At 61.1% G+C, this 16,241-nt stretch carries 23 protein-coding genes; 21 read left to right on the forward strand and 2 right to left on the reverse strand.

Features of this window, described 5'->3' with window-relative positions; all coding sequences use genetic code 11:
* The 19 genes from gvpJ to QZY44_RS08955 all read left to right on the forward strand — a co-directional run.
* On the forward strand, nt 1-156 hold a 156-nt coding region (gvpJ, locus tag QZY44_RS08865; protein WP_365303770.1), incomplete at its 5' end, for a gas vesicle protein GvpJ.
* 169 nt (nt 157-325) lie between these two features.
* Entirely contained in the window at nt 326-1,081 is a 756-nt protein-coding gene (locus QZY44_RS08870) for a hypothetical protein (RefSeq protein WP_295445204.1), read from the forward strand.
* Nucleotides 1,082-1,282: 201 nt separating this feature from the next.
* The gene (gvpN, locus tag QZY44_RS08875) at nt 1,283-2,266 is read left to right on the forward strand and encodes a gas vesicle protein GvpN (RefSeq protein ID WP_295445207.1); all 984 of its coding nucleotides are present in this window, start codon (nt 1,283-1,285) and stop codon (nt 2,264-2,266) included.
* 2 nt (nt 2,267-2,268) lie between these two features.
* Nucleotides 2,269-2,676, forward strand: coding sequence for a hypothetical protein (locus tag QZY44_RS08880; protein WP_295445210.1), 408 nt, complete (start codon nt 2,269-2,271; stop codon nt 2,674-2,676).
* A 25-nt stretch (nt 2,677-2,701) separates the two neighbouring features.
* Entirely contained in the window at nt 2,702-2,905 is a 204-nt protein-coding gene (locus QZY44_RS08885; RefSeq protein ID WP_295445213.1) for a hypothetical protein, read from the forward strand.
* A 72-nt stretch (nt 2,906-2,977) separates the two neighbouring features.
* On the forward strand, nt 2,978-3,742 hold the full coding sequence (locus tag QZY44_RS08890) for a GvpL/GvpF family gas vesicle protein (protein WP_295445216.1): 765 nt from the start codon (nt 2,978-2,980) through the stop codon (nt 3,740-3,742).
* A 74-nt stretch (nt 3,743-3,816) separates the two neighbouring features.
* Nucleotides 3,817-4,200, forward strand: a complete 384-nt coding sequence (locus QZY44_RS08895) for a gas vesicle protein GvpG (protein WP_295445218.1) — start codon at nt 3,817-3,819, stop codon at nt 4,198-4,200.
* Nucleotides 4,197-4,415: a gas vesicle protein gene (locus QZY44_RS08900; RefSeq protein WP_295445221.1), complete on the forward strand. Its 219-nt coding sequence runs from the start codon at nt 4,197-4,199 to the stop codon at nt 4,413-4,415. Before QZY44_RS08895 ends, QZY44_RS08900 begins: the two co-directional genes overlap by 4 nt.
* Complete coding sequence (locus QZY44_RS08905) at nt 4,408-4,824, forward strand: gas vesicle protein K (protein WP_295445225.1); 417 nt, start codon at nt 4,408-4,410, stop codon at nt 4,822-4,824. Before QZY44_RS08900 ends, QZY44_RS08905 begins: the two co-directional genes overlap by 8 nt.
* A gap of 10 nt (nt 4,825-4,834) precedes the next feature.
* A complete protein-coding gene (locus QZY44_RS08910) occupies nt 4,835-5,218 on the forward strand; it encodes a gas vesicle protein (protein WP_295445227.1) in 384 nt (127 codons plus the stop codon).
* 10 nt (nt 5,219-5,228) lie between these two features.
* Nucleotides 5,229-5,918, forward strand: a complete 690-nt coding sequence (locus tag QZY44_RS08915; protein ID WP_295445229.1) for a hypothetical protein — start codon at nt 5,229-5,231, stop codon at nt 5,916-5,918.
* 149 nt (nt 5,919-6,067) lie between these two features.
* Nucleotides 6,068-6,646, forward strand: coding sequence for an Hsp20/alpha crystallin family protein (locus tag QZY44_RS08920; protein WP_295445231.1), 579 nt, complete (start codon nt 6,068-6,070; stop codon nt 6,644-6,646).
* 4 nt (nt 6,647-6,650) lie between these two features.
* Nucleotides 6,651-8,792 carry a CDC48 family AAA ATPase gene (locus QZY44_RS08925; protein WP_295445234.1) on the forward strand — a complete coding sequence of 714 codons (2,142 nt, stop codon included), beginning with the start codon at nt 6,651-6,653 and terminating at the stop codon, nt 8,790-8,792.
* Nucleotides 8,793-9,001: 209 nt separating this feature from the next.
* The gene (locus QZY44_RS08930) at nt 9,002-9,328 is read left to right on the forward strand and encodes a type II toxin-antitoxin system RelE/ParE family toxin (protein WP_295445237.1); all 327 of its coding nucleotides are present in this window, start codon (nt 9,002-9,004) and stop codon (nt 9,326-9,328) included.
* Nucleotides 9,325-9,624, forward strand: coding sequence for an XRE family transcriptional regulator (locus QZY44_RS08935; protein WP_295445240.1), 300 nt, complete (start codon nt 9,325-9,327; stop codon nt 9,622-9,624). Before QZY44_RS08930 ends, QZY44_RS08935 begins: the two co-directional genes overlap by 4 nt.
* A 311-nt stretch (nt 9,625-9,935) precedes the next feature.
* Nucleotides 9,936-11,672 carry an AAA family ATPase gene (locus QZY44_RS08940; RefSeq protein ID WP_295445243.1) on the forward strand — a complete coding sequence of 579 codons (1,737 nt, stop codon included), beginning with the start codon at nt 9,936-9,938 and terminating at the stop codon, nt 11,670-11,672.
* Nucleotides 11,665-12,558 (forward strand): hypothetical protein, encoded by an 894-nt coding sequence (locus QZY44_RS08945; RefSeq protein WP_295445246.1) that lies wholly within the window; start codon nt 11,665-11,667, stop codon nt 12,556-12,558. The genes QZY44_RS08940 and QZY44_RS08945 overlap by 8 nt, the downstream gene beginning before the upstream one ends.
* 97 nt (nt 12,559-12,655) lie before the next feature.
* Nucleotides 12,656-13,438, forward strand: a complete 783-nt coding sequence (locus tag QZY44_RS08950; protein WP_295445249.1) for a hypothetical protein — start codon at nt 12,656-12,658, stop codon at nt 13,436-13,438.
* A 54-nt stretch (nt 13,439-13,492) separates the two neighbouring features.
* The gene (locus QZY44_RS08955) at nt 13,493-13,981 is read left to right on the forward strand and encodes a hypothetical protein (protein ID WP_295445252.1); all 489 of its coding nucleotides are present in this window, start codon (nt 13,493-13,495) and stop codon (nt 13,979-13,981) included.
* 32 nt (nt 13,982-14,013) lie between these two features.
* On the opposite strand, the gene QZY44_RS08960 is transcribed toward QZY44_RS08955, so the two are convergent.
* Together QZY44_RS08960 and QZY44_RS08965 are read right to left on the reverse strand one after the other, a co-directional pair.
* Nucleotides 14,014-14,286: a DUF4351 domain-containing protein gene (locus QZY44_RS08960; protein ID WP_295445256.1), complete on the reverse strand. Its 273-nt coding sequence runs from the start codon at nt 14,284-14,286 to the stop codon at nt 14,014-14,016.
* 69 nt (nt 14,287-14,355) lie between these two features.
* A complete protein-coding gene (locus tag QZY44_RS08965; RefSeq protein ID WP_295445261.1) occupies nt 14,356-15,021 on the reverse strand; it encodes an Rpn family recombination-promoting nuclease/putative transposase in 666 nt (221 codons plus the stop codon).
* Nucleotides 15,022-15,130: 109 nt separating this feature from the next.
* Between QZY44_RS08965 and QZY44_RS08970 the strand changes: the two genes are divergently transcribed.
* Nucleotides 15,131-15,376, forward strand: a complete 246-nt coding sequence (locus QZY44_RS08970; protein ID WP_295445264.1) for a hypothetical protein — start codon at nt 15,131-15,133, stop codon at nt 15,374-15,376.
* Entirely contained in the window at nt 15,373-16,110 is a 738-nt protein-coding gene (locus QZY44_RS08975; RefSeq protein WP_295445267.1) for a polysaccharide deacetylase family protein, read from the forward strand. Before QZY44_RS08970 ends, QZY44_RS08975 begins: the two co-directional genes overlap by 4 nt.
* Nucleotides 16,111-16,241 lie beyond the last annotated feature (131 nt).

Raw genomic sequence — 16,241 nt, forward strand, 5'->3', positions numbered from 1 at the left:
GACAAGGGCATCGTGATTGATGCGTGGTTGAAGGTCTCCCTGGTCGGTATCGAGCTGCTCGCCGTCGAAGCCCGTGTGGTCATTGCGTCGGTTGAGACCTACCTGAAGTATGCGGAAGCCATTGGCCTCACCGCCCCGGCGGCTGCTCCGGCCTGATCGAGCTTCTCGCTCCAAAGGGATGCCGCTCCGATGCCTGAAGCATCGAACCTGAGCGGCATCTTTTGCCGGGTCAGGTGGCAAGCCGCGCCGAACCCGGACTTACGGCTGCGCGGGGACCCGCCTGCTCCAGGTCGACCTTCCGCAACGTGATTACGAGGAGCAAGCAATGGGCCGTTTTACCGAAGACATGGGGCGACTGCGCGACGAGATTGAGTCGGACCGCATCGCCCGTCAAACCCTGATCGCGGACACCCGCCAGGAAGTCACGGAGGCCGCACAGGCATTCATCAGTGACCTGAAAAACAGCGTGGAAACGCTGCAGGCCGACTTCCGCGAAGCACATGCCGACATGGCCGAGGGTGCGCGTGCCGATCGCAACGCATTCCTGGCCCGGCTCGGAAGTGCGGTAGCCGATATCCGCATTTCGGCGGCGAACCGCCAGGCCAGTGTGCGTGAAGCGCTCGCCCAGTCTGCCGCTGAGGCCCGCACCGAGCGGGCGCAGTCCACCGCGGTACTGCGTGATGAAGTCGCCGACCTGCAAGACGGTTTCAGGCGCGCACACAGCGTCATGGCGGTTGAGGTACGGGCCGCTGGCCAGGCGTTCGTCTCTGACATCGTCGGGGCCGTCGCTGACATCCAGCGCCAGACCGTCGCACTGGTCAATGACTATGCCGGTGAGCGTAGCGCTGGCCGCCAGGCCTGGCGTGGCGCACCCGCCGCAAAGCCGGCACTCGCGCCGACACCGGTCCGGGCCAAGGCCCCCGTCGAGCCGGAACCGGCCAAGCCGGCACCGAAGGCCCGGCACAAGGCCGAGGCCAAGGCTGAGGCGCCAGTGAAGGCGGCCGAGAAACCGACCGAGAAACCCACGGAGGAAGTGCGGCCAGTCACCCCTACCACGGGTGACGAGTCCACGCCGCACTAGCAACTGCGGGGGTCCGGAGCCGCGACGGGACCGCAAAACCGTTGACTTCGACGCTTATGACCCCCACTTCGCTGGTCCAGGGACGGACCCCGACTTGGGACGCACGCGGACCAAATAAATCAACAACCAAACCATTACGCGGGACCTGCGGCCGAGTCGCGATGCCCCGCGCCCCCTCCCCTTAATGCCAGGAAAGAATCGATGAGCGCCCAGAACCTGGAACACGCCTTAGAGGTTCCCGCGGTGAATAGTGACAACGTGCAGCCCGAGGCCAGCGAGGAGTTCGTCTGCACTCCCCTCGTGGAAAACTTGGCCGATCGCGCATCCGCGTATCTCGACGCCGGCTACCCCGTCCATCTGGCCGGTCCCGCCGGCACCGGTAAGACTACGCTGGCCTTCCACGCCGCGGCCAAACGTGGGCGCCCAGTCAAGCTGATCCATGGCAACGACGAGTTCGGCGTGGCCGATCTGGTCGGCCAGGACAACGGCTACCGGCGCAACACCCTGGTGGACAACTACATCCACTCAGTGGTCAAGACCGAGGAGGAGGTGCGGACCTTCTGGATCGACAACCGGGTCACCACCGCCTGTATCAACGGCGAGACCCTGATCTACGACGAATTCAATCGCTCACGTCCGGAGGTCAACAACCTCTTTCTCAGCATCTTGGGCGAGGGGATCCTGAACCTGCCCAACCGGCGCCATCAGGGCGCGGGTTACCTCCAGGTCCACCCCGAGTTCCGGGTGATCTTCACCTCCAACCCGGAGGAGTACGCAGGCACCCACAAGACCCAGGATGCCCTGATGGACCGCATGATCACCATGAAGATCGGTCACTATGACCGGGAAACCGAGATCAAGGTCACCCAGGCCAAGTCCGGTCTGCCGGCGAGCGAGGCGGCCATCGTGGTGGATATCGTGCGCGAGTTGCGCGGCCAAAGTGTCAACCACCATCGCCCGACGCTGCGCGCCTGTATCGCCATCGCACGGGTGATGGCCACCCGCAAGTTCAGCGCCCGGGCCGACAACCTCTTTTTCCGCGACATCTGCCGCGATATCCTTGACATGGACACCGCGAAGGTTCGCCGCGACGGCAACAGCTTGGGCGAATCGCCGGTGGATGAAGTCGTCGCACGCTTGAGCGGCAAGTCGCGACGCCCGAAGGCTATCGACGCGGAGAAATGAGCATGCCCAAGTCCACCCAACCGGCACGCACGGTGCGCGACATCAAGACCCTCGCCGGCAAGGCCGCGGACCTGATGTCGCCCCACAAGATGTATATGCGATTGTTTTCCCTTGAAACCGAGCGCCACCGGCGGATGCAGGAGCGGGAAAGCGCCATGCTTCGGGTGACCAACATTGATGCCCGGTGTGCCGAGATCGACGTCGAAAAGGAGCTACTGCTGGCCCGTCTGGGTGTAGAGTCTATCCCGCTGACGATGCCCGGCGATTTGCCGGACGGTTCGCGGTCCACTAGCGCCCGATCGTCACGGGGCGTATCGCGCCCTGACCCGCGGCGCGCCCGGCCCCGCGTCGATCAACCGACGCCAGGGACCGAAGCAGTCATCTCCGAACCCGTTAGAATCCGCTACTAGCCGACGCCGGTGGAGGCGTAACATAATGATTATCCACTGTATGTACTGTGGTCACACCATTGATCTGAGCGAGGCCTATGACGATTATCAGGGCCCGGTGCGGTGTGCGGTGTGCAAGAGTCTGATGATGATCCGCGTCGAGTCCGGGCAATTGCGCGGCATGGACGCGGGCCCCGGCGCCAAGGCCGCCCCGGCGGCGCTCAAGGCACGCCCCACGAATCCCGGTTAAGGCAGCGCCCGGCGAAACGCCAGTCAAAACCAGGCACTGCCCATAGCCGGCACCTGAGCAAGAGGTCAAGCAATGCAAGAGGCGAACACGCAGACCGCGGCGGTCGGGCGCTATATCTACGCGATCATCCCGGACCAGGGGCCTCGTCGCCTGGGCGACATCGGGCTCGAGGACAGCGAGGTCTACACCATTGGCGACGGACGCGTCGCCGCGGTCGTCAGTGACTTGGTCGGCGGGCGCATCCGCCCCCAACGGCGGAACATGGCCGCGCACCAGGAGGTGCTCAAGCAACTGCTGCGTGACCTGACCCCGCTGCCGGCCGCCTTCGGCCTGGTGGCGGACGATGACGCGGCCATCACGCGGATACTCAAGGACAACCGTGCGGCCTTCCTGGACCAGTTGGCGCGGGTGAACGATAGCGTGGAGATGGGCCTGCGCGTGAGTTGGGATGTCCCCAATATCTTCGAGTTCTTCGTCGGCGTCCACCCGGAGCTGCAGGAACTGCGCGATGACTACTTCCGCGATGGCGCTAACCTGACCCAGGACGAAATGATTACGCTCGGGCGCAGCTTTGAGCGCCTGCTGGAGCAGGACCGGGAGGACTATACCGCTCAAGTGGAGGCCGTGATGCGCACCTGTTGCCGAGAGATCAAACGCAACAAGTGCCGCACCGAAAGGGAGATCATGAACCTGGCGTGCCTGGTGGACCGGTCCGATTCGGCCCGCTTCGAGCAGGCGGTGCTGCTGGCGGCGCGCCCCTTCGACAATAACTACGCCTTTGATTTCAACGGGCCTTGGGCGCCCCATAACTTCGTGGAGATGGATATCCACCTGTGATCGCCCTGCGACTGCCGAGATGACATACAGGCCGGCGCCCGCGGGCAGCCGGCCACCCCCTGTGGAGGTTTTCCGTGTTGCTGGTCGATGACCTGCTGGCTGCTCCCATTAATGGAATTCTCTGGGTCTTTCGCGAGATCGAGAATGCGGCCAGAGAAGAACAACGCTCGCGGCGCGACGCGATCATGGCGAGCCTGAGCGCGCTGTATATCTCGCTGGAGCAAGGCGAGATTACCGAGGAGGTCTTCGACGAGCGGGAACAGTCACTGCTTGATGATCTCGACGCACTGGATGCCCAAGCCGATGCCGAGGGTTCCGAGGACGATGAGGATGAGGATGAGGATGAGGATGACGAAGAGGATGAGGATGACGAAGAGGACGACGACGAGGGCGACGGATTGCATGTGTCCCGCACCGTTCTGCCCGATCGCTCTGAGCCGGGAGGTACGCAATCATGATGCTCGCGATCGGTGAGACCCATGACAGCACTGAGACCTTCGAGGAACTCCAGCGCGTCTCCCTGTGCGAGGCATTGGACCGCATCCTGAACAAGGGTGCCGTGGTGTCCGGTGAACTGACCATCGCCGTCGCCAATGTCGACCTGCTCTATCTCAGCCTGCAATTGGTCCTCACCTCGGTGGCCACCGCACGGCGGGAGTTCGGTCATGTCTAGTCTGAGCGAACTCCACCACACCCCCACGGCGGCGCCGGTGAAGGCGCAGGCGGCACTGCCGCCGAGCGCGGCGCCGGAGCCCAGCGACAGCATGCGCCCGATCAACCTGCTGGCAGATCTGCTGGAGACCAAGGTTGCCGCCACCAGTCGGCGCATCGATATTGATCCGCAGCGCGTCCAGCAAGGTCTCGGCCAGTTAGTGCTGACCCTGGTGAAATTGCTCCATGTGCTGCTGGAGCGCCAGGCGATCCGGCGCATGGACGGCGGCGACCTGAGCGACGACGAGATCGAGCAGGTCGGGCTGACGCTGATGCGTCAGACCGAGGAGATCGACCGCCTGCGCCGCCTATTCGACCTTGAGGAAGAGGACTTGAACCTCGATCTCGGGCCGCTCGGAAAGCTTTTTTGAGGACGTAACCATGTCCGTACAACGCGCCACCCTCACCCACTCGACCAACAGCACCAGCGTCGCTGACCTGTTGGAGCGGGTCCTGGACAAGGGCATCGTCATCGCGGGCGACATCCGCATCAAGTTGGTGGACATCGAGTTGCTCACCATCCAGTTACGACTGGTCATCTGCTCCGTCGACAAGGCGAAGGAGATGGGCATCGACTGGTGGTCAGACAACGCCATGTTCAAGGGTCTGACCAACAAGGACGCCACCAGCGCCCTGCCCGCGCCCGCGGCCACCCCCGCGTTGGCCCCGACGTCGCAGACCGCGGCGCTTGAGGATCGCTTGGCCCGACTGGAGTCGCTGCTGCTCAAGCAGACCGCCGCGGCCGAGGAGTCGGCCTCGCTGTAGGCCAGCACCCATGCCCGGTAACACCGAACCGGATCGGGAGACGACCTCCCCCGCGCTCACCGCCTCGCGCACCCTGATCTATTGCCCCGTCATCCACAGTGTCGTGGACCTGGGGGCCTTAGGTAAGCCGGTGCAGACCGCGACCAGTACCGCGCTGGGCGCGGAGGCATGGCGGCGGCGGGTCCACACGGTCGAGCAGATGTGGAACGAGATCGAGCGCCTGATCGAGGCCATGGACCTTGACCCCACCCACACCCGGCTCTATCAGGACGGCCTGCCGATCTGCGCGCACGAGCTCGATATCGTCAAGGAGATGACCTATAAGGGCAGCCGCAACCATCGGATCTTGCTGCGCCTGCACACCCGCGGCGCGCTGCTGATGGGCACCGAGTCCGCCCCCCTGTTGCTCCAGGAATACAACCTGGCCAAGCGCCTGATGAGCCCGGACCACGGGGGCCTCGACAGCGAGGGACGCGACGACCTGCAACTGCAAGCGCGCGAGCTGCTCAGGGCACGCGACCGCTTCATCGCCGAACGCATCAACGCGACCCTGGCCCCCGGGGAACTGGGCATCCTGTTTCTGGGGATGCTCCACGACATCACGCCCTGGCTGGACCCGGATATCCAGGTCGCCTATCCACTGGGCATGCCGGTTGGGTCGGACACGGTGGCCCACCCGCAGGACGGCGCCCGCAAGTAAGCGTGGTGGGCGGTGAGTCGACGCGATTTTGCCCCATCGGCCCGAGGACGGGCCCTTGGCGACCAAGGGACGCCCTGGACTGACCCGGCGTCGGTGACATTTGCCAGGCTGGCCGCTCGCGGCCAATAACGCACAAGAGGTAAACGAGCATGTTCAACCACAGTAACAACCGTCGCAACCCGAGCCGTCGGAACCCGAGCCGTCGCAACCAGAGAGGATCGGTCGAAGGCTTTCTCGGCGGGCTCACCACACTGGTCGAGAAGCTTGGCGAACTGGCCGAGAAGGGCGAGCAGATGAAGCGCGAGGGCAACTTCGAGCTCGAGGGGAAGGACGGAAAGAAATTCAATGGCATGTATGGATTCACCGTACGCTCCGGCATCGGTGGCGACCGCGATGAGGTCAAGGTGGAGCCCTTCGGCAACATCAAGCGCGACAAGGTCACGGGCAAGGCGGTGGTGCAAGAGGTCCGGGAACCCGTCATCGACATCTTCGACGAGCCGGATCAGGTGGTGCTGGTCGCCGAGATGCCCGGAATCGCCGCCAACGAGGTCCTCGCCGAGGTGGCAGAGGATATCCTGACCCTGCGTGCCGGCAAGGGCGAGCGCTCCTATTACAAGGAAATCGTCCTCCCCGCCCACTGCACGAGCGAGGGTCTGGCCATCACCTGCAACAACGGGGTGGTGGAGATCAAGTGCCCCAAGGTCGCGGGCGATGCCAAACAAGGGTAAGGCAATGAGTGAGCACGGCGAATTGAGACTGAAGGTCTCCGAGGCCCTGAGCAAGGACGTGGGGCGCGCCTTCGCGCGCATGGACCCGGCCGATATGGCCCGCTTGGGCGTGGCCATCGGCGACATCGTGGAAATCGAGGGCAAGCGCCGGGCCGTGGCCAAGGTGCTGCCCGCCTTCAAAGAGATCCGCGGTCAGGGCCGGGTGCAGCTCGACGGCATCAGCCGCGACAATGCCGGGGCCGGGCTCGACGAATTTGTGATGCTGCGGGTAACGGAACACAGCCCCGCCGAGCGCCTCACGCTGGCCCCCACCACCGTCACCCCCAGCGAGCGCGACCTGCCCTACATCGGCAGCCTCCTGGACGGCCTGCCGGTGCGCGAGGGCGACCGCGTGCGGGTCACGCTGTTCGGCAGCCGCTCCACGGACTTCCGCGTGGTCGGCACCAACCCGCGCGGCACCGTCATCATCAATCCCACCACCCAACTGGTGATCAGCGGACCCAAGGGCCAGAAGGGCGCGGCGGCCTCCTCCGCTCCCAATCCAGTGTCCTACGAGGACATCGGCGGCCTGAAGCCCCAGCTTCAGCGCATCCGCGAGATGATCGAACTGCCCTTGCGCTATCCGGAGCTGTTCGACCGGCTCGGCATCGACGCCCCCAAGGGCGTGATGATGTACGGCCCGCCCGGCTGCGGCAAGACCCTGATCGCCCGTACCATCGCCGCCGAGGCGGAGGCCAACTTCTTCTCGGTGAGCGGACCGGAGATCATTCACAAGTTCTATGGAGAGAGCGAGGCGCACCTGCGCAAGATCTTCCAGGAGGCGGCGGCCAAGGGGCCGAGCATCATCTTCCTGGACGAGATCGACGCGATTGCGCCCAAGCGCGAAGGGACCCTGGGCGAGGTGGAAAAGCGGGTGGTGGCCCAGTTGCTGGCCCTCATGGACGGGCTCAACGCACGCCAGAACCTGATCGTCATCGCCGCCACCAACATCCCTAACAGCATCGACCCGGCCCTGCGTCGGCCCGGGCGCTTCGACCGCGAGATCGAGATCCCCATCCCGGACCGTGACGGGCGCTTGGAGATCCTGGAGATCCACAGCCGCGGCATGCCGCTCGCCGACGACGTCAGCATGCGCCAACTGGCGGATGTGACCCACGGCTTCGTCGGCGCGGACCTCCAGGGGCTGTGCCGCGAGGCGGCGATGAGCTGCCTGCGCCGCCTGATGCCGGAGTTGGACCTGGGTCTGGACACGGTGCCCTACGAGCGCCTGGCCCAACTCGAAGTGCGCATGGACGACTTCCGCGATGCACTGCATGAGGTAGAGCCGTCCGCGGTCCGCGAGTTCTTCATCGAGATCCCCAACGTCAAGTGGGAGGACGTCGGCGGCCTGCACGAGACCAAGGCGCTCCTGCGCGAGGCCGTGACCTGGCCGCTCAAGTACCCGCACCTGTTCGAGCAGGCCGGGGTGCGCCCGCCCAAGGGCATCCTGCTGGACGGCCCGCCCGGCTGCGGCAAGACCATGCTGGCCAAGGCCGTCGCCAATGAGACCCAGGTCAACGTCATCTCGGTCAAGGGTCCGGCCCTGATGTCCAAATACGTAGGCGAGTCCGAGCGCGGCGTGCGCGAGATCTTCCACAAGGCCCGCCAAGCCGCCCCCTGCATCATGTTCTTCGACGAAATCGATGCACTGGTCCCGGCCCGTGGCGGCAGCGGCAGCGACAACCCGGTCGGCGAACGGGTGCTGAGTCAGTTCCTTTCCGAGATGGACGGCATCGAAGACCTGCGCGGCGTCCTGGTGCTGGGAGCGACCAACCGGGCGGACATGCTGGACCCGGCCATCTTGCGGCCCGGGCGCTTCGATGAGATCATCCGTATCCCCCTGCCGGACGACGAGGGGCGTCAGGAGATCTTCAAGGTCCATCTCAAGGGCAAGCCAGTCACCGGGGACATCGACGTCGCCGCGCTGGTCAAGGCCAGCGCCGGCTTCAGCGGGGCCGAGGTCGCCGCCGTGTGTGCCCGTGCCGCGCTGGCGGCCGTGCGGCGAGCGGTCGCCTCCTGCAGCGATGAGATGGACCCGAAGGACCTGGTGGTCGAGGTGCTGATGTCCGATCTGACGGCTGCGCTGGAGGGCATCCGCATCCGCTGACGATCGTTTTAAGGTTCTCAGTCGGGGGGGACCTCACCGGCGCGTCCTGGAGCAATCCGGGGGGCGCCGGTTCTCGTTTGGGGGGACAGAAAAGAAAGCTGTCCGCAAGAGTAAACAGCAATTTCCGAGCGACGGGAGACTCGCGACGCGGGATAACTCTGAACGAAGACGCCTTGCACTCGTATATTGGAATGGATATAGTCCGACACATGAAACCGGTGCGATTCCTGGGCGATGCCCTCAAATGCCTCCGGGCCTTTCCGCGCGATGCCCGGCAAGACGCGGGGCGCCAACTTGACCTGGTCCAGCGAGGCTTGCCTCCCGATGACTTCAAACCCATGCCGACGATCGGCAAGGGTGTCGAGGAGATCCGAGTCTGGGATGAGGCGGGCACTTTTCGCGTCATCTACACGGCGCGCCTGGCGGATGCCGTCTACGTCCTTCACGCATTCCAGAAAAAGACCCAAACCACCGCCAAACGCGACATCGATATCGCCAAGGCGCGTTTCGCTCGACTGATACGGGGTGAGCAATGAGCAACCCAACCAACGAACAAGACATTCAGACCTTTGCTAGTGTGTGGGATGCCATCGCCGATACGCCCGCAGAGGCCGCAAACCTGAAATTGCGCTCCGAACTGATGGACCAGATTACCGCCATTGTGACAGAACACGGGTGGACCCAGAGCGAAGCAGCCACGCGTTGCGGGGTGACCCAGCCCCGCATGAATGACCTGCTGCGGGGGCGCATCTCACGCTTCTCGCTCGATGCTCTGGTGAATATCGCGGCGGCGCTCGGTCTGCGTGTTCAGGTCCGGCTCGAGGCGGCGTGATTTCCACGTAGTCGTCTCTCATGCGATTGTTCGAGAATTTCTGCCAGGCCAAACCATAATTCGCGCCTGCCCTCCTTGTCGTGCAGAAATCTGCGCCAGACCGAGCGAAAAGCCGTGACGTCGGGCGCCTGCCCCGTCATCATGCTTCCTAAGCTAGAAGCTTCAGCATAAAGCCTCCCATCGCGGGAACCTGGTCTGTCAGGTGCTCGGGGAAAGCGATCATACAGCCCCGACGAGGTCCGGCCATACCCTCCCAAGGCACAAGAACCCCGTCCCGCCAACGACCGAACTTTCGTATCCTCCCGCATTTCATGAAAAATCGCCTCACCCAGGTCCATATCCGGAATTTCCGCGCCATCGCCGGACCGGTCGACATCAATCTGGCGCCTATTACTATTCTCTATGGGCCGAACTCTGCGGGAAAAAGCGCTGTATACGGAGTGATCGATCTCGTTGGTCGCTTATGCTTGCATGGTCAAGCGACGTTCAAGGACAACGAGGATTTGCTCCGTGCGATGCGTAATCATGATTACACTCAGACAATGACGATTGGACTATCAGGGCAATTCTATAAATTCTCTTATTACGACATCAATAACGCTGGTCACATCGCTGAGCTTGCTAGAACGCTACACGAAAACCTGCCGGGCCTTGCATCCTACTTGCACATCGTCCCGCCTCGCAACGAAAACCTACCACTCGATATACGTGTCGACTGGTCCGTAAATTACGCAGACGATCGTTGGGATTCCGATACTGGTGAGCTTCGCGGAAAGCGCCGCGGACCATCCGCTTATCCCGTTCAAATAAGTATTGATGGGACGCCATTAGTCACGATCACGCAGGACACGCTGAAATTCAACCTCTGCCATCCAGCCATCGAAATCGTCAATACAGACTTGCAAGATCATAATGAGAGTTTCCCAACTCTCTTTGATCGCATATACGGCACAGACCCCGAGTCTATATATGCAGATGAGAACATTCTCAGCATCTCCTTATGGCACTATTTTGATAACGGCTTTCTTGATCTAGACGGCGGACTCGCACGCGACCCAACAAGCGCCGACCAAGTGATTTTATTGCTCATGCGCACAGTGATTCGCAGTCTGATAATGATACCCTTTCATTACATCGCGTCGTCGGCACTCGAGTTCACACACATTGGGCCTGTCCGAAAAATGCCGACCGACAAAGACCTGACTTTCCTTTCAGAGAATCTTGCAACCGACAAAGACCGAACTCACCTTTCCGAGAATCCTGAGGGAAATAGTTTTCAAATATATGCTGACCTGAATAATTCCCAATGGTCATGGAAAGACGGCAGTCAGGCATGGAAAGAACTCGCGAACAGCGGACACAATTATATTCCAGTGCTTACGTATCTCTTAACTTTTTCCGAAGACCACCGACCCCGACCATTGATAACCCTTGTCAACGACTGGCTGAATGCGCCTCAACGACTGAATTTGAAATACAGGATTTGCGCTTCTCATTCAGATGTCCGCGTGCCCGGTGCCAGCGATTCAAGCGAGATAGCCGGAGACCGGCAACGACCTACCTCCACTGTTCCGGACCGTATCACATTCATCGATCTGCATGAAGATGGACTGAACGAGCGGGTGAGCGTCAGCAATGTGGGCGCCGGTATTCCGCAACTCGTCCCGGTTCTTACCGCCGGCTTCTTGGAGAATCAACTTTTTATCGAGCAACCCGAACTGCATCTGCACCCGGCGCTTCAGACCGTGGTTGCTGACTTTTTTATCAGCCGATACAACAGCAGCGAAACCTCCTTTGTAATTGAGTCCCATAGCGAATACCTTGCCCTTAGGCTCCTGCGGCGCATCCGAGAGACCAGCGTGGCGGATATAAGACACCGGGAATTTCAACTGGAACCCGACCAAGTTGCTTTCTACTATTTTAATCCAACCACTGAGGGCACAGACATCGTGCATCTACGGGTATCACCTGACGGCGAGTTCATTGACCGATGGCCACGAGGCTTCTTTGCCGAGCGCGAAGCGGAGTTATTTGGCGAAGATGATTAAGAAATTTGCCGTTCAGCCAAGCGCGTTGACCCGTTGGGAGGATTTCCGTTATGTCATGGAAAAACTCAGCTTCGCCCAAGGCCGGGTCTTGGTTCGCTTCCCGAAGTCCTGGTCCCGCGTGCTACTCGATTCGCTGGATGTCGGCGACGTCGAGCGGATGAAGTTTGTGGAGAGGCTGAAGAAATACAAAGAAGATCGGATGGTATCTTCCCGGATGCCTTATGACAGTTCGCTTGATTGGATATCCAATGCCGAACGCTCCGAGCCATCTGCATTCGACCGGATCATCGTCCAAGAGCAGAAACCAAGGACCCCCAGCGGCTTGGCATTTGCCCCAGTCGGAGACATAGACGAGGATTTTTTTGAAACGGCACGCGAAATCCGCTGCATGAACAGTGCAGAGAATCTGGCCCAGGCCGGCGCGGTCTTCCTCCATGAAAGTTCAGATGCCGCGATCGTTGACCCCTATTTCCGCGCGGGGAGCCCTGGCTGCTCGAGCGTTCTTTGCCGATTTGCAGACCTGGCGCTGGACGCCGGAAAGTGCAAGACTTTTCATGTGTACACAAAGGCAGATTACTGCGCGAAGGACGGCGGATCGAACGCCCGCGACAACTTTGAGAAGCGCCTCAGTCGCCGATCCTTGAGCGGCTTTCGCGTCTTCTTTTATTTCGTTGACGGCACAAACTCCGACCAGTCGTTCCATGCAAGGTATTTATTGACCAGCAAGGGTGGACTGCGCTACGACAAAGGCTTCGATGCGCCGCCTGAGCCACAGTTGGTGGACATTTCGATTATCGACAAGGACCTCCACGCCAAGTTGTATTCATTGTATTTGGAGCAGACTCATGAGTTTAGTATAGCCGATTCCTGGGAATGGCGATTTTAGTCTGCGTCGGGGATTTCGTCATCAGGTTCTGGAGATGGGGTATGCCTTGCCCATCACATCGATCGCGAGACCGTGTTCATCAACATGAGTAACAAGTATGTCAACGCAACTGTTCACACGTTTTCGTCCCGCAATCGTCGGGTATCAGAAAGGCAATACCCGCCAAGAGGGCGCCGGCCAAGTCTTGCCGAATGAGTTCCTGCTTGAACGTGATGGCGACCTCTCCATATACTATGTCCCATCCGATTATGTGAACCCCGATGCGAAAGTGATTCTACTCGGGATCACTCCTGGACTGACCCAGGCTGTAAATGCGATCGAGTCCGCGCAAACCGCCCTGGCGCAAGGGTGTTCGGATCAGGAGGCACTGGTGGGAGTACAACGCGCTGCCGGGTTCAGTGGAAAGATGCGGGGACCTTTGGTTGAGATGCTTGATGCGGTCGGCCTACAGAGACGCCTGGGCATCGAAAGCGCGGCAGCGCTGTTCGACGCAAAGGCCAATTGGTTGCAGGCCGCCTCAGCCCTTGTGTTTCCGGTTTTTGTCAACGGAGCGAACTACAATGGCGCGCCTACCATGACGCGTCACCCCCTGTTGACCAAGATGCTGACATCACACCTCGTCCCACTCATCAAGACATTGGCGCACGCCATCGTCATCCCGCTGGGACCCAAGCCGACCCTGGCACTGGATTGGGTCGCGCAGACCCACGGAATCCGCCCCGCCATGGTCCTGCGGGGGCTCCCTCATCCATCCGGCGCCAACGCCGAGCGGATCGCCTATTTCCTCGGACGCAAGCCGCGCAACAATCTATCGGTAAAGACGGACCCCGACAAGCTCGATGACGCAAAGCGCCAGATTATCGAACTGCTGAAGGCGTGAATAAACGTCGATCTTGATCGGCCAGGCCACACGCCTTCGCCTAGGACCTTACCTATGTCACCCAAGAACAACTGGATATATCTCTGGAAGCGCAATCAATGGGAAAAGAAACGGACTGACATAGCGTTTGGAGAAAAACATATCACTTATGCAGCAAGCGATTTCATGTCTCGCCGGGGATTGACTTCAGGGGATACCTTGTATGTTGCCTCAATCAACAACGGAGTACTTTATCTCGGGGGCCGCGTCGAGATTTCCGCCATCCTAGACCGCCAGTCCACCGCCCTCGCGCTAGGGGTTCGCGCGGAAACATTATGGCCCGCTAATGAATACGCGTTAGGAAACTTAGCAAACCCCGACCATTTCCGCCCAGGCCTTGTAGTAGACACCGCGGTACTAGACAGAATGTGGATGGACCACTATGAACGAGGCAAGAGCTTACCGGTGCGTAACAGCAAAGGCGGCGTTGACGGACAGACTTTTCGGATGATTCGGCGACTAATGACAGGCGCAGAAGCGGGCCTGGAGCGTCTACTCCAGTAAATCAGCGACGTAGTTCCGGCTTGGTGCTGCCCTCAATGCAGCACCGCCTCCAAGCTGTCCGCCGTGAGAATGCGCTCAGACCACTGCAACAGGGTCTCAGGGTCCGCAGTCACGATCCGTTCGCGCACCGATTCGCTCGTCAGACCGAACTTGCGTTCGATCTGCCGCAGCAACATCGCGGCCTCGCCCTGCTGTCGGCCCTGCTGCCAACCTTCCTGCCGTCCTGCCTGCCGGCCCTGCTCGATTCCAAGCTCAATGCCCTGTTGCCTGCCCTGCTCAATATAGCGATCGATGAAGGTCTGCATAATCGGGTCTCCGGTCCAGGTTTGTTGCAGCAGCACGCGGACATCGCGCTCTTCCACACGCTGGGTGCCCTAGACATAATAGCGCAGCAAGGATTCAAGAATTTCCAGCGCGGTGGCACGGTCTTGTATCTGCTCGATCAGCGTCAACAGTTCGTTGAGCCGTTCAACGGGTTCTTTGCTGAAGATCCACCGCATGGCCAGTTGGACCAAACGGGTCAACACATCGCCCTTGATCTCGGCGTCGGTACGGGCGGAAATATCGTGCAGGGCGTAGGTGAACTGCGGCACGAACGGGGCCAATGCCGACGGCAGGGGTGCGACCAATTCGTGAAAGCTCCGGGGTGCGCGCCAGTGCCGCTCGCCATGATAGATGACCAAAGGGTAGATCGGCGGGAGGCGACGGGCATGGGGATGCTGCTTACGATACTCCTGGCCCTCGGCCGCGATGTAGCGCAACAGTTGCAGCAAGGTCCAGTGCTCGGGGCTACTCTTGTGCTCGAAGAGCAGGTACACGTTCAAGCGCGTGTCGCGATACCTCAGGCGATAGACCAAGTCGGAGTAGGCGGAGCGCAGGTCGGTCGAGACGTAGGTGTCTTTAGAGATCTCCAGCGTGCCCAGGTCAACCTCGGCGAGGACCTCGGCGGGGAGCTGATGCCGCAGGAAATCCAAGGCAATCTCCCGGCGGCCGAAGCTCTCGCGGAAGAAGGCGTCATGGGGTGTGGCGATCTCGTCCATGGCAACGCAGGTTAGTGCGGCTGTGTGCGCGAGGCAAGCACTTTAGGCCCGCAACGCCGGGATTGGCCTGAAGGCGGACCTACGCACAACGACAAGAGGTGGCGGTAACATGCAACTGACATTAGAACTTCCCGACCAGTTGGCGGAGCAACTTGCTGCATTGCCTGATCCACAGGGATTCGTCATTGATCTGCTGGCCAAGTCGTTAACCGGCGGCCTGAGCCAGGACGAATGGTGGGTGCTGCTACAGGAGAGCAAAGGAGTCGTGGTTGATACGGTGGCCAGAGACCGCCATAATTCCGTCAGCGGCAACAGCCATCGCCAGCATTCGGGAGAACAAGTATCCGAAGAATGAAACCCAATATCATGACAGTGGTGCAATGCTGGGATGACGGAGTGACGACGGACGTGCGGCTGATCGACATCCTTCGGCGGCACGGGACCAAGGCCACCTTCAACCTCAACGCCGGCCTGCACGAAAAGCAGCGAAAATCCGGCTGGATTCACCGGGGCACGGAGGTCGCGCGGCTCGGCTGGGATGACATGAAAGCCGTCTATGACGGCTTCACGATCGCCAACCACAGCCTGACGCATCCGCGACTCGAACAACTCCCGATCGAGACGGCGCGGCGTGAGGTGGCAGAAGGTCGCGACCGCCTGCAACAGTTTTTTGGACAGCCGGTGTCCGGGTTTGCTTATCCGTTCGGCTCATACAGCGAAGCCGCGATGGCCGCCGTACGCGAGACCGGACACCCCTATGCACGGACCACGCGCCAGGTTGCGTACCCCTTCCCGCCGGAGAACGCCATGGCCTTTCATCCCTGCTGTCACTTTCTGGCGCCGGACCTGTGGGCGCGCTACGAACAGGCCCGCACAGGCGGCGTTTTCTATTTCTGGGGCCACTCCTACGAAATGATTACGCCGGAGATGTGGGCCGCATTCGAGGCCGTAATCGCACGCATCAGCAATGACCGCTTGGCACGCTGGGGCGAGATTGCGGAACTGTTTGACGAAACAACGCAAGTCACGATTTCGCCAATTGGAGGCTTGCCAGGGGCGGCAGCCAGCCTGCTGGACTCAGGCCTATAGGAGGCGCGTCTGGCCGGCCGCGGACCGGATATGACATCAATATCGATTGCCAGCACGCAGGTGATACGGAGACGTCGGCCTTGGCCATCATCCCGGCCGTCGCGCGAACCGCAACGTCGCCGGTCCGCACA

It is taken from the genome of uncultured Thiodictyon sp. (genome assembly GCA_903837595.1).
Lineage (GTDB): Bacteria > Pseudomonadota > Gammaproteobacteria > Chromatiales > Chromatiaceae > Thiodictyon.

Excerpts from the sequence above, each read along its gene's own strand:
- QZY44_RS08870 (WP_295445204.1), top strand. The coding sequence starts at position 326 with ATGGGCCGTTTTACCGAAGACATGGGGCGACTGCGCGACGAGATTGAG.
- gvpN (WP_295445207.1), top strand. The coding sequence starts at position 1,283 with ATGAGCGCCCAGAACCTGGAACACGCCTTAGAGGTTCCCGCGGTGAAT.
- QZY44_RS08880 (WP_295445210.1), top strand. The coding sequence starts at position 2,269 with ATGCCCAAGTCCACCCAACCGGCACGCACGGTGCGCGACATCAAGACC.
- QZY44_RS08885 (WP_295445213.1), top strand. The coding sequence starts at position 2,702 with ATGATTATCCACTGTATGTACTGTGGTCACACCATTGATCTGAGCGAG.
- QZY44_RS08890 (WP_295445216.1), top strand. The coding sequence starts at position 2,978 with ATGCAAGAGGCGAACACGCAGACCGCGGCGGTCGGGCGCTATATCTAC.
- QZY44_RS08900 (WP_295445221.1), top strand. The coding sequence starts at position 4,197 with ATGATGCTCGCGATCGGTGAGACCCATGACAGCACTGAGACCTTCGAG.
- QZY44_RS08905 (WP_295445225.1), top strand. The coding sequence starts at position 4,408 with ATGTCTAGTCTGAGCGAACTCCACCACACCCCCACGGCGGCGCCGGTG.
- QZY44_RS08910 (WP_295445227.1), top strand. The coding sequence starts at position 4,835 with ATGTCCGTACAACGCGCCACCCTCACCCACTCGACCAACAGCACCAGC.
- QZY44_RS08915 (WP_295445229.1), top strand. The coding sequence starts at position 5,229 with ATGCCCGGTAACACCGAACCGGATCGGGAGACGACCTCCCCCGCGCTC.
- QZY44_RS08920 (WP_295445231.1), top strand. The coding sequence starts at position 6,068 with ATGTTCAACCACAGTAACAACCGTCGCAACCCGAGCCGTCGGAACCCG.
- QZY44_RS08925 (WP_295445234.1), top strand. The coding sequence starts at position 6,651 with ATGAGTGAGCACGGCGAATTGAGACTGAAGGTCTCCGAGGCCCTGAGC.
- QZY44_RS08930 (WP_295445237.1), top strand. The coding sequence starts at position 9,002 with ATGAAACCGGTGCGATTCCTGGGCGATGCCCTCAAATGCCTCCGGGCC.
- QZY44_RS08935 (WP_295445240.1), top strand. The coding sequence starts at position 9,325 with ATGAGCAACCCAACCAACGAACAAGACATTCAGACCTTTGCTAGTGTG.
- QZY44_RS08940 (WP_295445243.1), top strand. The coding sequence starts at position 9,936 with ATGAAAAATCGCCTCACCCAGGTCCATATCCGGAATTTCCGCGCCATC.
- QZY44_RS08945 (WP_295445246.1), top strand. The coding sequence starts at position 11,665 with ATGATTAAGAAATTTGCCGTTCAGCCAAGCGCGTTGACCCGTTGGGAG.
- QZY44_RS08950 (WP_295445249.1), top strand. The coding sequence starts at position 12,656 with ATGTCAACGCAACTGTTCACACGTTTTCGTCCCGCAATCGTCGGGTAT.
- QZY44_RS08955 (WP_295445252.1), top strand. The coding sequence starts at position 13,493 with ATGTCACCCAAGAACAACTGGATATATCTCTGGAAGCGCAATCAATGG.
- QZY44_RS08960 (WP_295445256.1), bottom strand. The coding sequence starts at position 14,286 with ATGCAGACCTTCATCGATCGCTATATTGAGCAGGGCAGGCAACAGGGC.
- QZY44_RS08965 (WP_295445261.1), bottom strand. The coding sequence starts at position 15,021 with ATGGACGAGATCGCCACACCCCATGACGCCTTCTTCCGCGAGAGCTTC.
- QZY44_RS08970 (WP_295445264.1), top strand. The coding sequence starts at position 15,131 with ATGCAACTGACATTAGAACTTCCCGACCAGTTGGCGGAGCAACTTGCT.
- QZY44_RS08975 (WP_295445267.1), top strand. The coding sequence starts at position 15,373 with ATGAAACCCAATATCATGACAGTGGTGCAATGCTGGGATGACGGAGTG.